Annotated in this window: 14 protein-coding genes; 4 read left to right on the top strand and 10 right to left on the bottom strand. The window is 37.0% G+C overall.

What is annotated here, in order from left to right:
* Positions 1–154: 154 nt before the first annotated feature.
* Together AC1DEF_RS09795 and AC1DEF_RS09800 are read left to right on the top strand one after the other, a co-directional pair.
* The gene (locus tag AC1DEF_RS09795) at positions 155–1180 is read left to right on the top strand and encodes an LLM class flavin-dependent oxidoreductase (RefSeq protein WP_097823606.1); all 1026 of its coding nucleotides are present in this window, start codon (positions 155–157) and stop codon (positions 1178–1180) included.
* Positions 1181–1406: 226 nt separating this feature from the next.
* Positions 1407–2228 (top strand): Cof-type HAD-IIB family hydrolase, encoded by an 822-nt coding sequence (locus tag AC1DEF_RS09800; protein ID WP_097823607.1) that lies wholly within the window; start codon positions 1407–1409, stop codon positions 2226–2228.
* A gap of 48 nt (positions 2229–2276) precedes the next feature.
* Here AC1DEF_RS09800 and AC1DEF_RS09805 read toward each other — a convergent pair whose 3' ends face one another.
* On the bottom strand, positions 2277–3620 hold the full coding sequence (locus tag AC1DEF_RS09805) for a 2-hydroxycarboxylate transporter family protein (RefSeq protein WP_013082898.1): 1344 nt from the start codon (positions 3618–3620) through the stop codon (positions 2277–2279).
* A gap of 143 nt (positions 3621–3763) precedes the next feature.
* Positions 3764–5473 carry an NAD-dependent malic enzyme gene (locus AC1DEF_RS09810; protein ID WP_025752079.1) on the bottom strand — a complete coding sequence of 570 codons (1710 nt, stop codon included), beginning with the start codon at positions 5471–5473 and terminating at the stop codon, positions 3764–3766.
* Between the two features lie 497 nt (positions 5474–5970).
* Here AC1DEF_RS09810 and AC1DEF_RS09815 point away from each other — a divergent pair, with 497 nt between their 5' ends.
* Positions 5971–6375 carry a hypothetical protein gene (locus AC1DEF_RS09815; protein ID WP_013056760.1) on the top strand — a complete coding sequence of 135 codons (405 nt, stop codon included), beginning with the start codon at positions 5971–5973 and terminating at the stop codon, positions 6373–6375.
* A 27-nt stretch (positions 6376–6402) separates the two neighbouring features.
* On the opposite strand, the gene AC1DEF_RS09820 is transcribed toward AC1DEF_RS09815, so the two are convergent.
* The 8 genes from AC1DEF_RS09820 to AC1DEF_RS09855 form a co-directional block, all read right to left on the bottom strand.
* Entirely contained in the window at positions 6403–7893 is a 1491-nt protein-coding gene (locus AC1DEF_RS09820) for a peptide MFS transporter (RefSeq protein WP_016763874.1), read from the bottom strand.
* 528 nt (positions 7894–8421) lie between these two features.
* Positions 8422–9786, bottom strand: coding sequence for an allantoinase (locus AC1DEF_RS09825; RefSeq protein WP_097823608.1), 1365 nt, complete (start codon positions 9784–9786; stop codon positions 8422–8424).
* A gap of 216 nt (positions 9787–10002) precedes the next feature.
* A complete protein-coding gene (locus AC1DEF_RS09830; protein ID WP_427076238.1) occupies positions 10003–10179 on the bottom strand; it encodes a hypothetical protein in 177 nt (58 codons plus the stop codon).
* A gap of 129 nt (positions 10180–10308) precedes the next feature.
* Positions 10309–11736, bottom strand: a complete 1428-nt coding sequence (locus tag AC1DEF_RS09835; RefSeq protein ID WP_043982080.1) for a sensor histidine kinase — start codon at positions 11734–11736, stop codon at positions 10309–10311.
* Positions 11726–12400 (bottom strand): response regulator transcription factor, encoded by a 675-nt coding sequence (locus AC1DEF_RS09840; RefSeq protein WP_013056756.1) that lies wholly within the window; start codon positions 12398–12400, stop codon positions 11726–11728. The genes AC1DEF_RS09835 and AC1DEF_RS09840 overlap by 11 nt, the downstream gene beginning before the upstream one ends.
* Positions 12401–12764: 364 nt before the next feature.
* On the bottom strand, positions 12765–13640 hold the full coding sequence (locus AC1DEF_RS09845; protein WP_043982079.1) for a peptidylprolyl isomerase: 876 nt from the start codon (positions 13638–13640) through the stop codon (positions 12765–12767).
* 25 nt (positions 13641–13665) lie between these two features.
* Positions 13666–14667 carry an acyltransferase family protein gene (locus AC1DEF_RS09850; protein ID WP_043982078.1) on the bottom strand — a complete coding sequence of 334 codons (1002 nt, stop codon included), beginning with the start codon at positions 14665–14667 and terminating at the stop codon, positions 13666–13668.
* A gap of 296 nt (positions 14668–14963) precedes the next feature.
* Complete coding sequence (locus AC1DEF_RS09855; protein ID WP_025752074.1) at positions 14964–16376, bottom strand: amino acid permease; 1413 nt, start codon at positions 16374–16376, stop codon at positions 14964–14966.
* A gap of 361 nt (positions 16377–16737) precedes the next feature.
* Between AC1DEF_RS09855 and AC1DEF_RS09860 the strand changes: the two genes are divergently transcribed.
* Positions 16738–17391 (top strand): GntR family transcriptional regulator, encoded by a 654-nt coding sequence (locus AC1DEF_RS09860; RefSeq protein WP_034275912.1) that lies wholly within the window; start codon positions 16738–16740, stop codon positions 17389–17391.
* Positions 17392–17565: the final 174 nt, after the last annotated feature.

A 17565-nucleotide genomic window follows, 5' to 3' on the forward strand; every position in this document is an offset into this window, starting at 1 on the left:
TGATGATTCAACTATATAGCCTCAAAATGGCAAAGTCAACTTATTTTTCAAAAAATATTTTTCTTTAAAAAAACTCTTTTCATCTGGAAAATCCTTTGCTAAAATTAATCCCAATTATTCTTACCTTTTTTATCAACTTTAAGGAGTGTTTTCAGTGAAATTAAGTATTTTAGATCAAAGCCCACGTTATGAAGGTGAGCGTGCTGAAGATGCATTTCAGCATACTATACAATTAGCTCAGCTAGCAGAAGAACTTGGCTACCACCGCTTTTGGGTAGCGGAGCATCATGACTCTGCACATGTTGTAGGATCATCACCTGAAGTGTTAATTTCTCACCTGCTCGCTAAAACGCATCATATCCGTATCGGCTCAGGTGGTGTTATGCTTCAGCACTACAGCCCTTATAAAGTAGCAGAAAATTTTAATGTTTTAGCCTCATTATCTCCAAATCGCATCGATCTTGGAATCGGTAGAGCACCAGGAGGACTACCTCATTCTACTCAAGCCTTGCAACAAAACTCTCAGCCCACTAAGTCCTTAACAGACAAACTGATAGAACTTAAACAATACCTAAACGATACGCTGCCGGAAGATCACCCTCTTTACGGTTTAAAAGCCTATCCAAGGCCCGAAAAATCGGCAGATATATTTTTACTGGGAGCAAGTGCTTCAAGCGCAGAGCTTGCGGGTTCATTAAACCTTCCTTATGTATTTGCTCAATTTATTAATGGCGATCAAAAAGTGCTGGAAGAAGCGATTTCTGTCTATAATCAGCACGTTTCATCTCGCGCACGCTCGCTTGTCGTTGCCCTTTCCGTCATCGTAGCGGATACCGTAGAAGAAGCAAAAGCATTAGCATCCAGCACAAAAATATTTAAAGTATACTTACAAAATGGGAAGTCCGCTACATTAGGGTCCAAAGAAAAAGCTGACGAATTTGGTCAGCAGTCCAAAGAAAGCTATCGAATTGAAGAAAAAGAAGCAAACGTTATATACGGTACAAAAGAAACCATTCGTCAAAAGCTTCAAGCTTTGAAACAGGAATTTTCTATTGATGAATTTATCATACTTACCGCTATTCAGAATTTCGAACAAAAAAAGCAATCTTATACGCTCTTAAAAGAAGCATTCAATGAAGGAGATGTGCAGAAAATTAATCAAACTCTAGCTGCTTACTAATCCAGAAGCTGAGATAAAAGTGTTTTAGCAGAAATAAAACACGAACTAATAATCAAAATTACCGATTATTAGTTCGTGTTTTTCATTGTTTTATCTACTTCCGAGGAGTTCAAACAAAGTATACGCATACCTCTCATTTTTTCAAAAAATCATTAAATTGAATCAAACGTTTTTTTATAGTACCATATGAAGATATGAGTCTAGTAGAAGAAGGGAATTTAAAAATATGCCTTACAAAATGATTGTTTTAGATTTGGATGATACACTATTATGCGATGATCACACTATTTCTCCGCCCACAAAAGAAGCATTAATGAAGGCGCAAGAATCGGGAGTGAAAGTTGTACTTGCTTCTGGACGACCAACTTACGGAATGGTTCACATTGCGAAAGAGCTCGAATTAGAAAAGTACGGAAGCTTTATTTTATCGTTTAATGGGGCAAAAATCATTAATTGCCTAACAAATGAAGAGCTATTTAGCAGTACATTGTCTCCGAGAACTGTTGCACGTCTCGACGATATTAGCCGCGAAGAAGGCGTTTTAATTCATACGTACGTGGGAGATGAAATTATAACCGAAGTAGAAAATAAATTTACCGATATTGAAAGTGACATTACAGGTCTGCCGATCCGTGTTGTTTCATCTTTTACTGATGCCGTTACAGAACCTGTTGTAAAAGTACTCATGCTTGCAGAACCGGAAATGCTGGTTCACGTTGAAAAGAAACTTCAAAAGCAACTTCAAGGAGAGCTAAGCGTAATGCGCTCTAAACCATACTTCCTTGAATTTACAGAAGAAGGCGTCACAAAAGGGACAAGTCTCCACTTATTAATTCAACAGCTTGGCATTACACGCGATGAAGTGATTGCCATTGGCGACAGTTATAATGATCTTGCCATGATTGAATTTGCAGGACTTGGCGTAGCAATGGGAAATGCTCCTGAAGATATTAAAGAAAAAGCCAACCATGTAACAGATACAAACATGAACGACGGTGTGGCAAAAGTTGTGGAAGAATTTATCTTAAAACCTGTTAGCGTTTCATAAGACAAAAAAAGCAGCTCATACGAACCGAGCTGCTTTTTTGTTTTGATTTTATACTCCTAAAAGTTTCATAAGAAGCGTAGCTAAAATAACAGTGGAAGCGCCTCCAAGTCTTGTTGCTACTTGAGCAAATGGCATAAGTGACATACGGTTGGAAGCTGATAAAATCGCTACGTCTCCCGTACCTCCTAAACCACTGTGACAACCTGTTACAATTGCAGCATCCACTGGATGCATTTTCATCATTTTACCTACAAAATAACCCGTTGCTACCATAGCAATAACAACTGCTGCACATACGACCACATAACCTGGTGTAACAATTTTCACTACATCTTCAAGAGGAATATACAAAATCCCTAGCCCCACCATTAACGGCCATGTTAAGCTCGTAGAAATGAATTTGTACATATGGTAAGCACCTTGCTCCATCTTAGCAGGCATTACTTGTAAACATTTGACTAGCGTTGCCGCTACGATCATTAAAACTGGACCTGGAATTCCTAAAAACTTATGTGCTAAGCCCCCGAAAATAAAGAAACTACATGCAATTAAAAGACCTGCGCCCATTAACGAAAAATCTACTGGTTTCTTGATATTTGTATCTTCTGAGATGCCATCTCCGCCTTTTGTCTTCACAAGAACTCCATTACCTGTTAATTCTGGCTTTTTCTCTCCTAGACGCTTCATTAAGCCAGCACATACGATAGCAACGATGTTTCCGATAACAGCAGCTGGAATCATTTGCGACACAAAAGATTCTGCTGAACTACCTAAAATTTGAGAATAAGCAAGTGAAAGTGGTAAAATACCTTCACCAATCCCTCCTCCAATAATTGGTACAACAATATAGAAAAATGTATGTTTTGCTCCGTAACCAAATAACATCCCAACAGCTACGCCTGCAGCTACAGCGGCTAACGTACCTAATACAAGCGGTACGAACATACGTGTAAAGCCTTGAATTAAAACTTTACGGTTCATACCAAGAATACTTCCGGCTACTAAACAAGAAATATAAAGGTATAAAAAGTTTGATGTTTTCATCAAAGTTGTTACCGCTTCCATAGATGCGGGATTTAAAACATTATAAAAAACTAATACGGAAGGTACAAGCAGTGATAAAATAGCTGGGCCGCCAATATCTTTTAAAATCGGAATTTTTAATCCTAAATCACCAAGCAGCATTCCCATTACCATAATAATCGCAAATCCGCCAATCATATCTGGAGGAAGCTCGTTGTAAACGGCCGCGCCATATACAATTAATGCAAGTAAAACGTATAGCGGCAGAGGAATAACTCCTACTTTAATATTGTTGATTCGGTTCCAAAAACCCTTATTTTCAGGCTGTGAATCTTGAGTAAACGTTTCCAATTTACGTGCTGTATTCATCTCATAACCCCCTGTGGTTCTAATATAGAGAATCATACACAAATTTCAAAAAACTATATACGTTATGTAACTTAAGAATTCTTTTTGTAACTAAAAAAAGCACAGCTTCTTTTTTCAGAAGCTGTGCTTTTTCTATCTAAAAATTAAGCATTTACTGTTTCTAAAGCTTTAATTTCTTTGTATGTTGGTTCCCACATTGCTGCTTTTACTGCCGCTTTAACATCTGTTGGAACTTCTTTTGCAACGCCATCTTTAATTGCTGCGTTAGCAACCGCTAAAGCAACGTTATAGGATACTTCACGTAATTCTTCTACGCGTGGTAGTAATGAAGCACCCGGCTTGCTGCTGTCTACCATTTGAGCTACAGCGTGTGCACATGCTGCAAACATGCTGTCTGTAATAACTTCTGCTTTTACCACGATTGATCCAAGACCAAGACCAGGGAAAACAAAAGCATTATTAGATTGACCAATTTCATATTCCACACCATCGTAGTTAACTGGTTCAAACGGACTTCCAGTCGCTACAAGCGCTTTTCCTTCTGTCCAATTTAATAGGTTTTCAGGAGTAGCTTCCGCAAGCGGAGTTGGATTTGACATTGGTAAAATAGCTGGGCGTTCTACATGCTTCGCCATTTCTTTTACGATTTCTTCTGAGAACGCGCCTGCTACACCAGACGTACCAATTAAGATTGTTGGCTTCACTTGTCTGACAACTTCTAGAAGAGAAATTTTGTCTTCTTCACGGTTCCAGTCCTTCACTTCTTCTGCTTTTCGTGCATAAGGCGTTTGGAAACCTAATAAGTCGTCCATGTCATCTGTTAAAAGGCCTCGGAAATCAACTGCCCAGAAGTTTTTGTATGCTTCTTCTTCTGTAATACCGTCTAATACCATTGCGTCACGAACTTGATCTGCAATACCGATACCTGCTGTACCCGGTCCAAAGATTAAAACGCGGTGGTCACGAAGTGGCATTTTAGACACTTGAACTGCTGAGAAAATAGCGGCAAGCGTTACAGCACCTGTTCCTTGGATATCATCATTAAACGTTAGAATTTCTTTTCCGTACTTGTTAATAATGTTACGAGCATTTACATTACCGAAATCTTCCCAGTGTAACAGTGCATTAGGGAATATTTCAAGAGATTTTGAAATGAATTGATCTACGAAATGATCATAGCGCTCACCGCGGATACGTTCATGACGGTTTCCGATATATAAAGGATCATTTAATAATTTTTCGTTGTTTGTTCCTACATCAAGAACAACTGGAAGTACTCTGCTTGGATCGATTCCTGCTGCAGCTGTGTATACGGCTAATTTACCGATAGCAATATTAATACCGCCAACGCCCCAGTCACCAATTCCTAAAATACTTTCTGAATCTGTAATAACCATTAAATCAATGTCTTCACTATTTGCATCGATATTTTTAAGAGCTTCTTCAATGCCTTCTACATTATCGATTGACAAGTATACGCCACCCGGACGGCGATATTCGTGGCTGTATTCTTGGATTGCTTGTCCAACTGTTGGTGTATAAACAACTGGAAGCATTTCTTTTAAGTGATCTTGCAATAAACGATAGAATAATACAGCATTACGGTTCTGTAAATCGTTTAAATACACATTCTTACCAAGATTATCTGCCTGAGCTAAAAATTGCTCATATGCACGCTTTGCCTGCTCATCTAAAGTTAAAGTCATTGGAGGAAGTAAACCTTCTAATCCTAACGTTTTACGCTCTTCTTTTGTAAAAGCTACTCCTTTGTTTAACATTGGAGCTCCTAAAATTTCTTTCCCACGTAAAGTCGTTTCAATTGTTTCATTATCTGCAAAAAATACGTTGCGCATACGACTATCTTCCTTTCTGTAGACTTGTATGACAAGCATACAAGTTGGTTAGATTTAAGTAATTAATACCTTATATGAATATTACTCATATTATTCAAATGTCCGTTAACTTTTTATGAATAGCTTGCTAATTCATTTGACAATAGTATATTTTATGCCTATCTATTTCTGCTGTCAACTATTTTAGTAGAGCAATTTTTCAGTTATAAAGAGGTAGAAATTTCTGAATTTAATATCTTTTATCAATTTTCTTTTTATATAGGTACTAAGAACCCTCTTTATTCTATTCATCTCTTCTTAAAAGTAAAAATAATCCTTTAATATGAAAAAAATGTTTAATTATAAAAAATTTATTTTGAAATAATTTTAGTTTACCTATAAAGAATATTTTTTATTTTTTTGTCTATGCTGATTAGTGAATTACTATGAATATTTCTTCCTTTCTATCTATACATATTAACTACATAGTTCTTTTTTATAATAATGGAGGTTATTGTATGTTAAAACCAGATACGGCTATTATTTTTGGATTTCTTATCGAAGAAGCGGCCAGTCGATTAGACGATCAAGAGATTAAAGAAATTGCGGCTAAAGAGCTAGAAAATGGAGAATTGGTGTTTGAAGAAGCGAGTTATTTTTATAAACGCTTTTTTATCCCTGCTTCCTCTGAATTAAGACAAGCTCTTCGCCGAGAGGTCTTATCGCTTCATTTAACATTAAATCAAATCAAAAATGCTCATGGCAACGGATCTATGTCTAAAATTGCTCATATGCATCAAATTATTGCAGAAACTGAAAAATCAACAAACGAACTTAACAGACTTTTAAATCTTGCGTTCTATGAGGGTGAGGACGATCAGACCTACGCCTCCTTCATGAATATTTTTTCAAATAAATCATAAAAAAACCGTCCTTAAGGACGGTTTTTCTTATTGAACACCTTTCATTAAACGCTGAATTTTTGGCGAAATCATTAGCACAATTACACCTAAAATGACCGACACTCCGCCCAATGCAGCAAAATAAACAACTTGCGAAATGTTTTCATAGTATTGAACAAGCTGAGCATTGATTGCCTGCGCCGCTGCGCTTGTTAGGAACCATAAACTCATCGTCTGAGCAGAAAACGCTGCAGGTGCTAGTTTTGTTGTAGTTGATAGCCCTACTGGTGATAAACAAAGCTCTCCAACTACAACTAAGAAGAAGCTTAGCACTAGCCATAGCGGGCTCGCTAACGTTTCATTTCCATGAATGCTAGCCGGGATAACCATGACAAGGAAAGAAAGCCCTGCAAATAAAAGTCCTAACGAAAACTTCTTTGGTGTAGAAGGCTGTCTGTTTCCTAATTTTACCCAAACCGCTGCAAAAACTGGCGCAAATATAATAATGAATAGTGGATTTAACGATTGGAACCAGCCAACTGGAATTTTAAAACCACCATACGTTAGCTGCGTATGATCTTTTGCATATGTTGCTAAAATTGTTGATCCCTGCTCTTGAATCGCCCAGAACATTACTCCAGAGATAAAAAGAGGAATGTACGCTAATACGCGTGAACGCTCATCAGCTGTTGTCTTGGGGCTCTTATACATAACAACAAAGTAAATAATAGGAATAACAATCGCTAAAATACTTACAAATAAAATAACGCCTTCAACAGTTAAAATGCCCGCTAAAGAAGTCAGTACAATAAAGATTGCCAGTACAACTACAGCAAGTGCAATGGTACCAAAAACTTTTTTACGTTCTTCTGGTTTTAAAGGGTTTGGAACTTGTCTGCCTGCACGACCTAGGTTTTTGCCTCGTGTAGCCATAAATACGATTAGACCTAAAAGCATTCCTACTGCCGCGATTCCAAAACCTAAGTGGTAGTTATACTTTTCACCTACTGTTGAAACAACTAGCGGCGCGATAAATGCTCCAGCATTTACACCCATATAGAAGATACTAAATCCAGCATCTCGACGGTTATCAGTAGGGCTATACATATCGCCCACAACGCTTGAAACGTTTGGTTTTAATAAACCTGTTCCGATAATAATTAAGAACATTGAAATAAACAGCGCGGTTACACCTGCTGGCAACGCAAGCACTAGATGGCCGAGCATAATAAATATACCACCGTAAAACACCGTATTAGACGTACCTAAAATGCGGTCTGCAATCCAACCGCCAATAATTCCAGACATATAAACAAGGGAACCATAAATAGAAAAGATCGCTAAAGCGGTTCCTTGTTCCATTCCTAATCCACCGTTTGCAATTGTATCGTACATGTACAATACAAGTAGCGCACGCATTCCATAGTATGAAAAACGCTCCCAGAATTCTGTAAAGAACAAGGTAAATAACCCTTTAGGATGTCCGAAGAATCCTTTTTGAGGAACTGTTTCATACACTTTTTCTCTCTCTACCGACATATTCCTTAACCTCTCTTTCAACCGTAAACCACCATAGACAAAACTGTCAAAAAATTATGATGATATAAAAAAATAGAAACAAGAAAATTTTATTCTTATAAAATGATTCTGTCAATATCAGAATTTTACAATGAGTGCATAAAATACGGTTTTTCATTATAAAATTGCACCTATAAAAAGCTTCAAATCAAGATTTCTTTTCTTGAAATATCTTTTTGAAATTTTTTTTATACAAAACCCTTGATTACAAAGCATCTGATTATCTACTTTTCATACAACCAGATAATATTTTTCTTTTTGGAAATTTTTTCTCTATATTAAAAAAGAAGCTTTATTATTTTTTCGTTATGCTTCCCTCAATCGAAAATATACTTTTTCAGAATAATAAAAACCTCTTTAAAAATATCTGTTTTGTTATAGTAGATACTCATTTTCCCCCTATGTATTACCTTTAATATAAGTCATCCTCATTTTTTTATGTAAAAAAAGAGATAAAAGGTTTATTTTTCATCTCTTTTTTCACTGTACCTACAATTTTACGTATTCACCGTTTACCATTTGTCCTTTGTGAAGAGGAAACACACCTTCTTCTTTATTGTATACAATCGTTCCTCTATTAATGGTAGTTAAAATAACGCTATTAAATACCGTTCCTTCATATATACTGTGCTTATGTTTGAAAACCATTCCTTCTTTTGTCACTTTTTCAGTTTGATCCAGATCAACGATAACCAAATCCGCATCGGATCCCAGCAAGATGCTTCCTTTTTTAGGGTATAAACCGAATCGTTTAGCTGGATTCGTTGATACAAGCTTTGAAATGTGAGAAAGAGAAATCCCTCTATTGATGGCTCCCTCACTAATCATTGCTTGCAAAGAGTACTGACCGCCTGATATTCCACCCCAAACTTTAAATAAATCATTCTGATGAGCTGTTTTTAACTCAATCGGACAAGGAGAATGATCCGAAGAAATCATATCTACTTCCTCTGATTGAATACAAGCCCATAATTTTTCTTTTTGACTCCTGCTGCGAAGAGGAGGTGCACACTTAGCCGTTACGCCAATTTCTTCAAAGTCTTCCTCTGTAAAAAGTAAATAATGCGGACAAGTTTCAAGCGTAACGTTCATTCCATTCTTCTTTGCTTCCGTAATAAGCTGCACTGCTTCATAGCTGCTAATGTGTACAAAATGAAGCGGACATCCCGTTTCTTCACCGTACTCAAGCGCTTGCTTTACTGCGTTTACTTCTGCTACAATCGGTCGCGTTTCTAAATAATCTTTAATAGCAGTTTGCTTTTGCTTCTGTTTAGCCTGTTCAATCTTTTGTATTAAGTCATTTCTTTCAGCATGCAGGGCAAGCACTTTATTTAGTTTTGCAATCTCTTTCATTCCTTCATATAATGTGAGGTCATCTGAGAAATCAAATTCAGAACCGGCTTCTGACATAAATGCTTTAAAACCTATTACACCCGAATGAGCCATTTTGGCTAATTCTTCTTTATTACCAGGAACCAACCCTCCCCATAGACCATAATCTACTACTGACTTTTGATCAGCCAGCTTTTTCTTTTCCCACAGCGCTGCTTCTGTTACGGTAGGCGGAACGCCGTTTAAAGGCATATCAAAATATGTAGTGCAGCCTCCTGCGGCCATAGATGCTGAACCGTAATCAAACCCTTCCCAATGGTCTCGGCTCGGTTCATCAAAATGCACGTGAATATCAATCATTCCAGGCAGAACATATTTGCCTTTAGCATCTACGTATTTTTTTGCTGGTATGCTAACACCTTGCGCTATTTCTGCAATCTTTCCTTTTTTAATCCCTATATCCGCTTTTACTATTTCGTCTTCTAATACGACCGAACCATCCCGAATAATTAAATCGTACATGTTATCAAACTCCCCTTTATTTAACTACTCCATTTTCTTATTAAACGAAGCAGTCTGCTATTGTTCTATCATGCATTGTTTCCTTCAAAAAGTCTTTATCCTTGTAAAGAAACCTGACACATAGACTGGTTATTACGCTAGTAAATATAACTGAATTATCTGATTTTTACACTCGCTATTTTGTCTAAACTTTTCTTTTTTATTTGGTCACTTTCACTAACTAAAAAGAGATTGAGACATAAATAAATGAATGGACGAACAAATTGGATAAAGGGACAAGTATAGATCGCTTGTGACACTGCTGTTGATTTCCGTGCAAGCCTTTCGTTTCTGCGGGCTCTCACCTCCTATTTCGCTTTTCCCGCAGGAATCTTCGCCTTGCCTACCAATCAACAGCTAGAAGCAACTATATACATGAAATCTACGTTCACCCTAAACATAAAAAAACCGAACAAGTTTGATTCCTCATCAAGAATCAAACTCGTTCGGATCTTCCTTCAACCAATTTTGTCACAGCCTCTTTTAACTCTTTTTCACTTTTTGTGACATTGGCAACCTTACTGTAAATGTACTTCCTTTTTCTTGTTCACTTTCTACGTCAATTTTCCCTTTATGTGTTTCTACGATCCATTTAGCGATTGCTAAGCCTAGCCCATGACCTCCCATTTGACGAGATCGCGATTTGTCAGCACGATAAAAGCGGTCAAAGATTCGATCCTTTTCATCTGGATGAATCCCAACGCCCGTATCACGTACTTTTAATATACATTCACTTCCATGCTGAACTACTTGAATGTTGACATTTCCATGAGGAGTCGTATATTTAATCGCATTATCTAACAAAATGTAAATCAGCTGAGTTAGACGCTCTTGATCTCCAGTTACCACTAATTTTTCCGGTGTATCCAGCTGCAAATCAATATGTTTAGAAACCGCTAGAGTTTCAACGGATTCCATTACCTTTTGCACCGCATCTGTAATATCAAAGGGCATCATTGCTTTTTCTACTTTATTAGAGTCTGAACGTGCAAGCGTAAGCAAATCACTGACGAGACTCGTCATGCGCTTCACTTCAGCTTTCATATTATTGATTAATTTTTTAGAAAAAGGATCTTCTGTTACTTCCTCCTGCATTTCTAAAGCATTGATAGAAGAAAGCATAACGCTAAGCGGCGTTCTTAACTCATGGGATGCATCCGCCACAAACTCTTTTTGCTTTTGAAAAGCTGTTTCAATTGGGACCATGGCCCGTTTTGACATTAAGCGGCTGATATAAATGGCTACTCCTACAAACAGTACGGTAAGGCTCAGCATAATAATAAGGAGCCACTTTAACAACTGATAAAGAAATGAAACGTCTTTTCCAATATAAAGCATCCCTAAAAATTGACCTTTATAAAAAATAGGTTCACCCGCCATCATCAAATCAATATCTATTTTGCCTTCCCCGTTTTGCCCTTTTACTCCTTCAATATGTTCGAAACTAGGGCGCGGGGCTTTTATTCGTTCTTTCCTCACTTCATTTTCAATAGGGATCCAGCCATCAATTAAATTTAATAAGTTAGAGCGAAGCCGCTCGCTCGCTTCGTTTCCCATAATAAGGTCCCCTTCAGGACTGATTACGTAATAAAAAAATTGATCTTCACCGGCTACGACAATGTTTTTGTACTCTTCTTTTGACTGTTGATTCGAGCTGTTTATCGCTTGTTTAATTAAGATGCTTTGGACAATTCGGGACTCTTGCTTTAGCATGCTATTTAAGTTTTGTTGCTGACTGTTGGATACAACCACATATACCAATGCATAAACAATAAACACGAATAATAGCAAAAACAGCATTAGTAATGCGCTATATCGGAATGTTAAACGATTTTGCGTCTGGCTGAATAAATCTTGCTTTACTTTTTGTTTTACTTTCTGTTTAGCTCTTGTAAGGAGTTTAGCTTTCAATTTTGTAGCCTACTCCGCGAATGCTTTGAATAAGATCCTGTTTGTTAAATTTCTCTAGTTTTTTTCGCAAAAGTTTAACCGTCGCATCAATCGTTTTAATTGAAACATCTGATTCATATCCCCATACCCGGTCTAAAATAATATCTCGAGAAAGAACTTGTCCTTTGTTTTTCACTAAAAAATCTAGAAGTTGAAATTCACGAGGACTTAATTGAATAAACTCCTCGTCAAACTGTACGGTTTGACTTGCTCTTTTTAATATCATGCTGGCAATCTCTACTTCTTCTTCTAAAATCGGTGCATAATTACGACGAGACAAAGCACGAAGCCTTGCAAGCAGCTCGTCAATTTCAAATGGCTTAATAACGTAATCATCCGCTCCCGCATCTAAACCTTGTATACGATCTTGAACCGCATCTTTTGCTGTTAACATCAGAATAGCTCCGGCGTATCCTTCTTTTCTTAGACGTTTACATACATCGATTCCGTCTCCATTGGGCATCATCCAGTCAAGAATTAACACATCATAATGCGCTTCAGATGCATAATCATATGCATCATTCCCTTCCGTCACCCATTCGACGTTATAGCCTCCTTTTTTCTTTAGCATATAACTAACTAATTCACCTAGCTGCAAATCATCTTCTGCTAGCAGTACATTCATTCCGCGTAACTCCTTCCTTCGATACATGTCGCTGCATCCTTTTGTTTACTTTATTATACAAAAAGAATCAGCAGAAACAAGCTGCCTCTACTGATCTCTTTTCATTTTAAATTCCCTTAGCTATACTCAGCACGGGCGCAAACCGCTGTCCAGCAGTTTGCGTCTTTTGTACTCTTTATGAATGCCTAACGATTTGATTTGAATATGAAGGATTTGATCCATTAACAGTTTCTGTGACCTTTACAACACGCCGGCATATCTCAGCTCGTACACCTCTGTGCTTCAATTGCTCGACGATTTTTTCTAACTTACTATAAGACGCTGTTTGTTTCATATCCATCCCCTCATTTCGTTAAGGTATTATTTATGAATCAAGTTTGTTTGTAATATCATACTTTTTCTTTAGCTTTTGTAACCATGTTGGATACTCTGTTTGGTATTTTTGATCAAGCAGCGTTTGCTTGATTTTTGCTTTGCTATTTTCATATGTTGCTTTTTGCGCTTCTTTTTTGCCTGTTACTTTAATAATGTGATAACCGTATTCTGTTTTAACAGGATCACTTACTTCATTTACCTTCATTGAAAATGCTTTGTTGGCAAAAGCTTCGACCATATCACCTTTTTTGAAGTATCCAAGGTTTCCGCCATCTGATTTAGAAGCTGTATCTGTTGAATATTCTTTTGCTAGCTTCGCAAAATCTTCTCCTTTATCAAGCTTTGCCTTTACTTCTTTCGCTGTCTTTTCATCTGCTACTAAGATGTGGCTAGCTTTCACCTGTGCTTCTGTAGCTAGTGAATCTTTATTTTGATCAAAGTACGATTTCATTTCACTATCTTTAATATTAATAGTCGACTCGACCATTTTTTTTGCCTCAATATTCGTCTTTAAATCTTTTTTCAGCTCTGACAATTTTACACCGCTAGATGCTAATGCTTGATTTAATGCATCTTCTCCCCCGTACTGACTTTTAAGCTTTTCTAATTCAGCATTAATTTCTTTATCGGTTACTTTAATATTTTGTTTAGCTGCTTCTTTTGAAATGACTTTTTGTTCAATCAGTGAGTCAAGGACACTTGATCCTCCTTGAGCAAGAAGAGCATCGTACAGCTGATCTTTTGTGATTTTTTCATCACCAACGGTAGCAACCACCTTTGATTTATTCATTGCTACGGCACCGATAGCTACTGCAGCAATAACCACAACGGCTGCAATAATCATAATTATTTTGTTTTTAGACATCGTTAAACTCCTTTTCCATTTCTCATTACTTACCTAAACTTAAACTTTTGCGCGTTGGTAACGGTTTAAGCTCAATTAAAGGTCTTGCAATAGTAGATACGTATTTACTCGACAACAACCACGCCACTCCACAAGCTCCAATTAGAAGAATACTGTATCCTTGTACACTTTCTATCCAGTCTCCAAAAGAAGATAGGCGTATATATTTAATCAGAAACCCATGTAGCACATATACATAAAAGGTTTGAGCACCTCGAGATGTAAAGGACATTGTTTGTGTAGGGATCAAAGCTAGAAAGGAAATCGTCATTGCTAAGCTGATGCTATAAAATAGCATACGAATGGTCATTCCCTCTAATTGATTTACACCTAAAGAGGCATAAGATTTTGAACCAAATAACCACTCTTTCTCAAAGTCCGGTGCTATATACTGGATCCATAGAGCAATAATCAGCAAAGTGCCTCCAGCTACTTTTTTGCAAGAAACCGACGTCAACTTTTTAAAATGTTCTTTTTTCATATAAAATCCTGCTAAGAAGAAGGGAAAGAACACAAAGGTTCTAGAAAGGCTTAACGTTGTTTCCAGCGGTTCGTATAAGCCAATCATAATCCCTAAAACTGCCGCAACGGCTAAAGGATATTTGATTTTTGTAAAAATGAACAACATGGCGTTCCAACAAAATAAACTCAATAAAAACCATAGCGACCAAGCTGGCTGAAACACTGAAACTTTGAATGTGGATTCATCATACAGTTTATAGTCGTATACCGCATAGATAAGTTGAAAAATAATATAAGGAAGTAATACTTTCTTCGCCATCTTCCACATATATCCTTTTTTTCGATATCCCTTTGCAAAATAGCCGCTTATTAAAATGAACGCTGGCATATGAAAGGTGTAAATAAATATGTAGAGCGTCCGTAGCCACTGTTCATCATTAATGAAGGGAGTTAACAAATGGCCAAATACTACTAATACAATTAAAATAAATTTTACGTTATCAAAATACGCATCCCGCTTAGCCATTTGATCTCCTCCTTTCTTTCGCCTTCTACGGATCTGTACGACGTGCTGCTGCGAATATCTTTTCTTTACATTCCTTACTATACATAGTGAAAATGAAAAAACAGTGAAAACCTTGCTTAGTTCTATTTTTAAATAAGGCGCGGCTAAATAAGTTTGACAAACGGCGCCTCTTTCTCTACTATATAGATACGCACCCTATCCAATTCAATTTCGCTTGTTGCGGGACACTTAACCAGTACGGATGGATAGGGTGTTTTTGTATGCAAAAAAAGCAGAAGACCTAGGTCTTCTGCTTTTTATTTTGCTATAGGCTGACTTTCGTTTTTTCTGTTTCCTTTTTTATTTTTCAAATAATAAAACAAGTAACAAAAAAGGACAAAGGGGATACCGCAGTATAATGCGATACGCTGACTCTCATCAAAAGCCAGTCCTACACAAGCAGCAAAGCATAAAACAAACGCTAAAATAGGTACAATAGGATATAAAGGAGCTTTGTAAACAAGCTTCGATACATCATTCCCTTCTTTAATATAGCGTCTTCTGAACATAAAGTGAGAAGCCGCAATAGCCATCCATACAGCTACAACCGCAAATCCAGAAATAGAAACTAATACTAAGTAAACAGTTGTTGGTGCAACTACGCTTGACAGCAAGGACAGACATGCCACTCCCATGCTGATAAGCAACGAATTAAATGGAACTCCTTTAGACGTTACTTTTCCTAACCAAGTGCTGACCATTTTTTGATCAGATAATGACCATAGCATTCTCGAACATGCATATAATCCTGCATTAGCGTTTGATAATAAAGCTGTTAAAATAACCAAGTTCATGATATCTGCTGCGTAAGGAATACCTATTTGATCGAATACCGTTACAAATGGACTTTCTAACACTCCTGCTTGTTTCCATGAAATCAATCCAGATAGTACAAACATGGCGCCAATAAAAAAGAAGAACGTACGCCAAATGATATTTTTAATTGCGCGAGGTATGTTCTTTTCCGGATCCTCTGTTTCCCCAGCCGTAATACCAATTAATTCTGTTCCCGAAAAAGCAAAGCTAACAGAAACCATCGTAATTAATACAGGCATAAGTCCATTTGGAAATAAACCGCCCTCTCCTGTAAAGTGAGAAAGCATCGGCGCTTTTTCATGACCGCTAAGGGGAATGAATCCAAACATCGCTGCTGCGCCTAAAATAATAAATACAATAATGGTTAATACTTTAATACTTGAAAACCAAAATTCTGTTTCACCGAAAAAACGTACAGATGTTGCATTTAAACCAAATAATAAAAGGGCAAACAGCGCGCTCCATATCCAAACCGAAACGTCAGGAAACCATCTTTGCATAAGCAATCCAGACGCTGTAAACTCCGAACCGACAGACACCACCCAAGTCAGCCAGTAAAGCCAGCCAACCGCAAAACCAGTTCCAGGCCCAATAAACTTCGTAGCGTATACTTGAAATGATCCTGACACAGGCATTGCTACGCTTAGTTCCCCTAGACATATCATGACTAAATACATAATTAATCCACCGATTAAATAAGCAAGGAGTGTTCCCCCAGGACCTGCTGCATTAATTGTGTAGCCTGAATTAAGAAACAGCCCCGTACCGATAACACCGCCAAGAGAAATCATAAATAAATGACGGCTTTTCATTTTTCTTTGTAACTGATTCATAGATGTTGTATTCTCTCCCATTATGTACCTCCTTTTATAGTAAACCCATCTAAAAACTTGGTTTATTTACATATTCTCTATAGTCTCTTCTCTGAAGGAGTAGGCTCTATTTCTTCGATATGTACAAATTTTGTATATTGTATACAATATACACTTCTTAAATCTTTTTTCGATTATATCATTTTTCAGATTTTTTACAACAATCAACAGTAAAAAATATTTCAATAATTCTATTTTTTATATTCTAACTAAGATTAGACGAAGTGATATGATATGATTATTTTTACACCTGTACGTTCTTTCACGCTATTTTTATACTCTTTCATCACCATGACATAATGAGAAAGAACGGCTGATGCGATATTTATTTTAGGGGGAAACAATGAACAAGGGGCCTATGATTTATCATTCATTAAAAGATCATGTATATAACTACATAGCAAGTCAAATTCAAGACGGTACACTGCTGCCTAACGACAAAATAAATGAAGCCAGCATTTGTTCTCAGCTGAATGTCAGCCGAACGCCTGTGAGAGAAGCGCTTATTAAACTGGCATCAGACAACCTATTAGAGTACAGACCGCGCAGAGGATTTACCGTAAAGGAAATTGATACACCAAAAAAACTAGAAGTATTTGAAATCGTCGGTGCTTTAGATGGTCTTGCAGCTTCCCTGTCGATTGATCACTTAACGGAAGACGATTTTACGAAGATGGATGAGCTTATTAAAAAAATTGATGTTTCGATTGAATTAGAAAATTATCAGGATTATCAAAAATACCAAACGTATTTTCATCGAGTATATTTGAACCGATGCGGTAATGTGACCTTAAAAGAACAGCTTATATCTTTACAAGACGGATTCATCAGACAAACGTACTTTAGCGATGACAATAAAGAGCTATACGCCATTTTACATGTGATGAATGAACATCACCGCCATATTCTAAAACTTCTGAAGCAGAAAAAAAAGGCGGATGTTCAGCTTTACCTTCAAAATGTCCACTGGAAAATCGAATATCCAGAAATGATTTGATCAAAAAGAGATTAAGACATAACTAAATCAATCCAGTCAACAGCTAGAAGCAACAAAATACATGAAACCTACGTTTATCATACCAATAAAAAAATCCGAACGAAGTTGATTCTCCATCAAGAATCTTAATTCATCGTTCGGATCTTCTTTCAACTAACATACTGTTGTCGCAGC

Source organism: Priestia sp. 10L35, assembly GCF_056395685.1.

What these genes read in the sequence shown, in the direction of transcription:
- AC1DEF_RS09840 (WP_013056756.1), bottom strand. Translation starts at nt 12,400, where the DNA reads ATGAATGTACTGCTAGCAGAAGATGATTTGCAGCTAGGTGAATTAGTT.
- AC1DEF_RS09820 (WP_016763874.1), bottom strand. Translation starts at nt 7,893, where the DNA reads ATGTCGGTAGAGAGAGAAAAAGTGTATGAAACAGTTCCTCAAAAAGGA.
- AC1DEF_RS09855 (WP_025752074.1), bottom strand. Translation starts at nt 16,376, where the DNA reads ATGGGAGAGAATACAACATCTATGAATCAGTTACAAAGAAAAATGAAA.
- AC1DEF_RS09850 (WP_043982078.1), bottom strand. Translation starts at nt 14,667, where the DNA reads ATGGCTAAGCGGGATGCGTATTTTGATAACGTAAAATTTATTTTAATT.
- AC1DEF_RS09810 (WP_025752079.1), bottom strand. Translation starts at nt 5,473, where the DNA reads ATGCGCAACGTATTTTTTGCAGATAATGAAACAATTGAAACGACTTTA.
- AC1DEF_RS09860 (WP_034275912.1), top strand. Translation starts at nt 16,738, where the DNA reads ATGAACAAGGGGCCTATGATTTATCATTCATTAAAAGATCATGTATAT.
- AC1DEF_RS09800 (WP_097823607.1), top strand. Translation starts at nt 1,407, where the DNA reads ATGCCTTACAAAATGATTGTTTTAGATTTGGATGATACACTATTATGC.
- AC1DEF_RS09815 (WP_013056760.1), top strand. Translation starts at nt 5,971, where the DNA reads ATGTTAAAACCAGATACGGCTATTATTTTTGGATTTCTTATCGAAGAA.
- AC1DEF_RS09825 (WP_097823608.1), bottom strand. Translation starts at nt 9,786, where the DNA reads ATGTACGATTTAATTATTCGGGATGGTTCGGTCGTATTAGAAGACGAA.
- AC1DEF_RS09845 (WP_043982079.1), bottom strand. Translation starts at nt 13,640, where the DNA reads ATGTCTAAAAACAAAATAATTATGATTATTGCAGCCGTTGTGGTTATT.
- AC1DEF_RS09805 (WP_013082898.1), bottom strand. Translation starts at nt 3,620, where the DNA reads ATGAATACAGCACGTAAATTGGAAACGTTTACTCAAGATTCACAGCCT.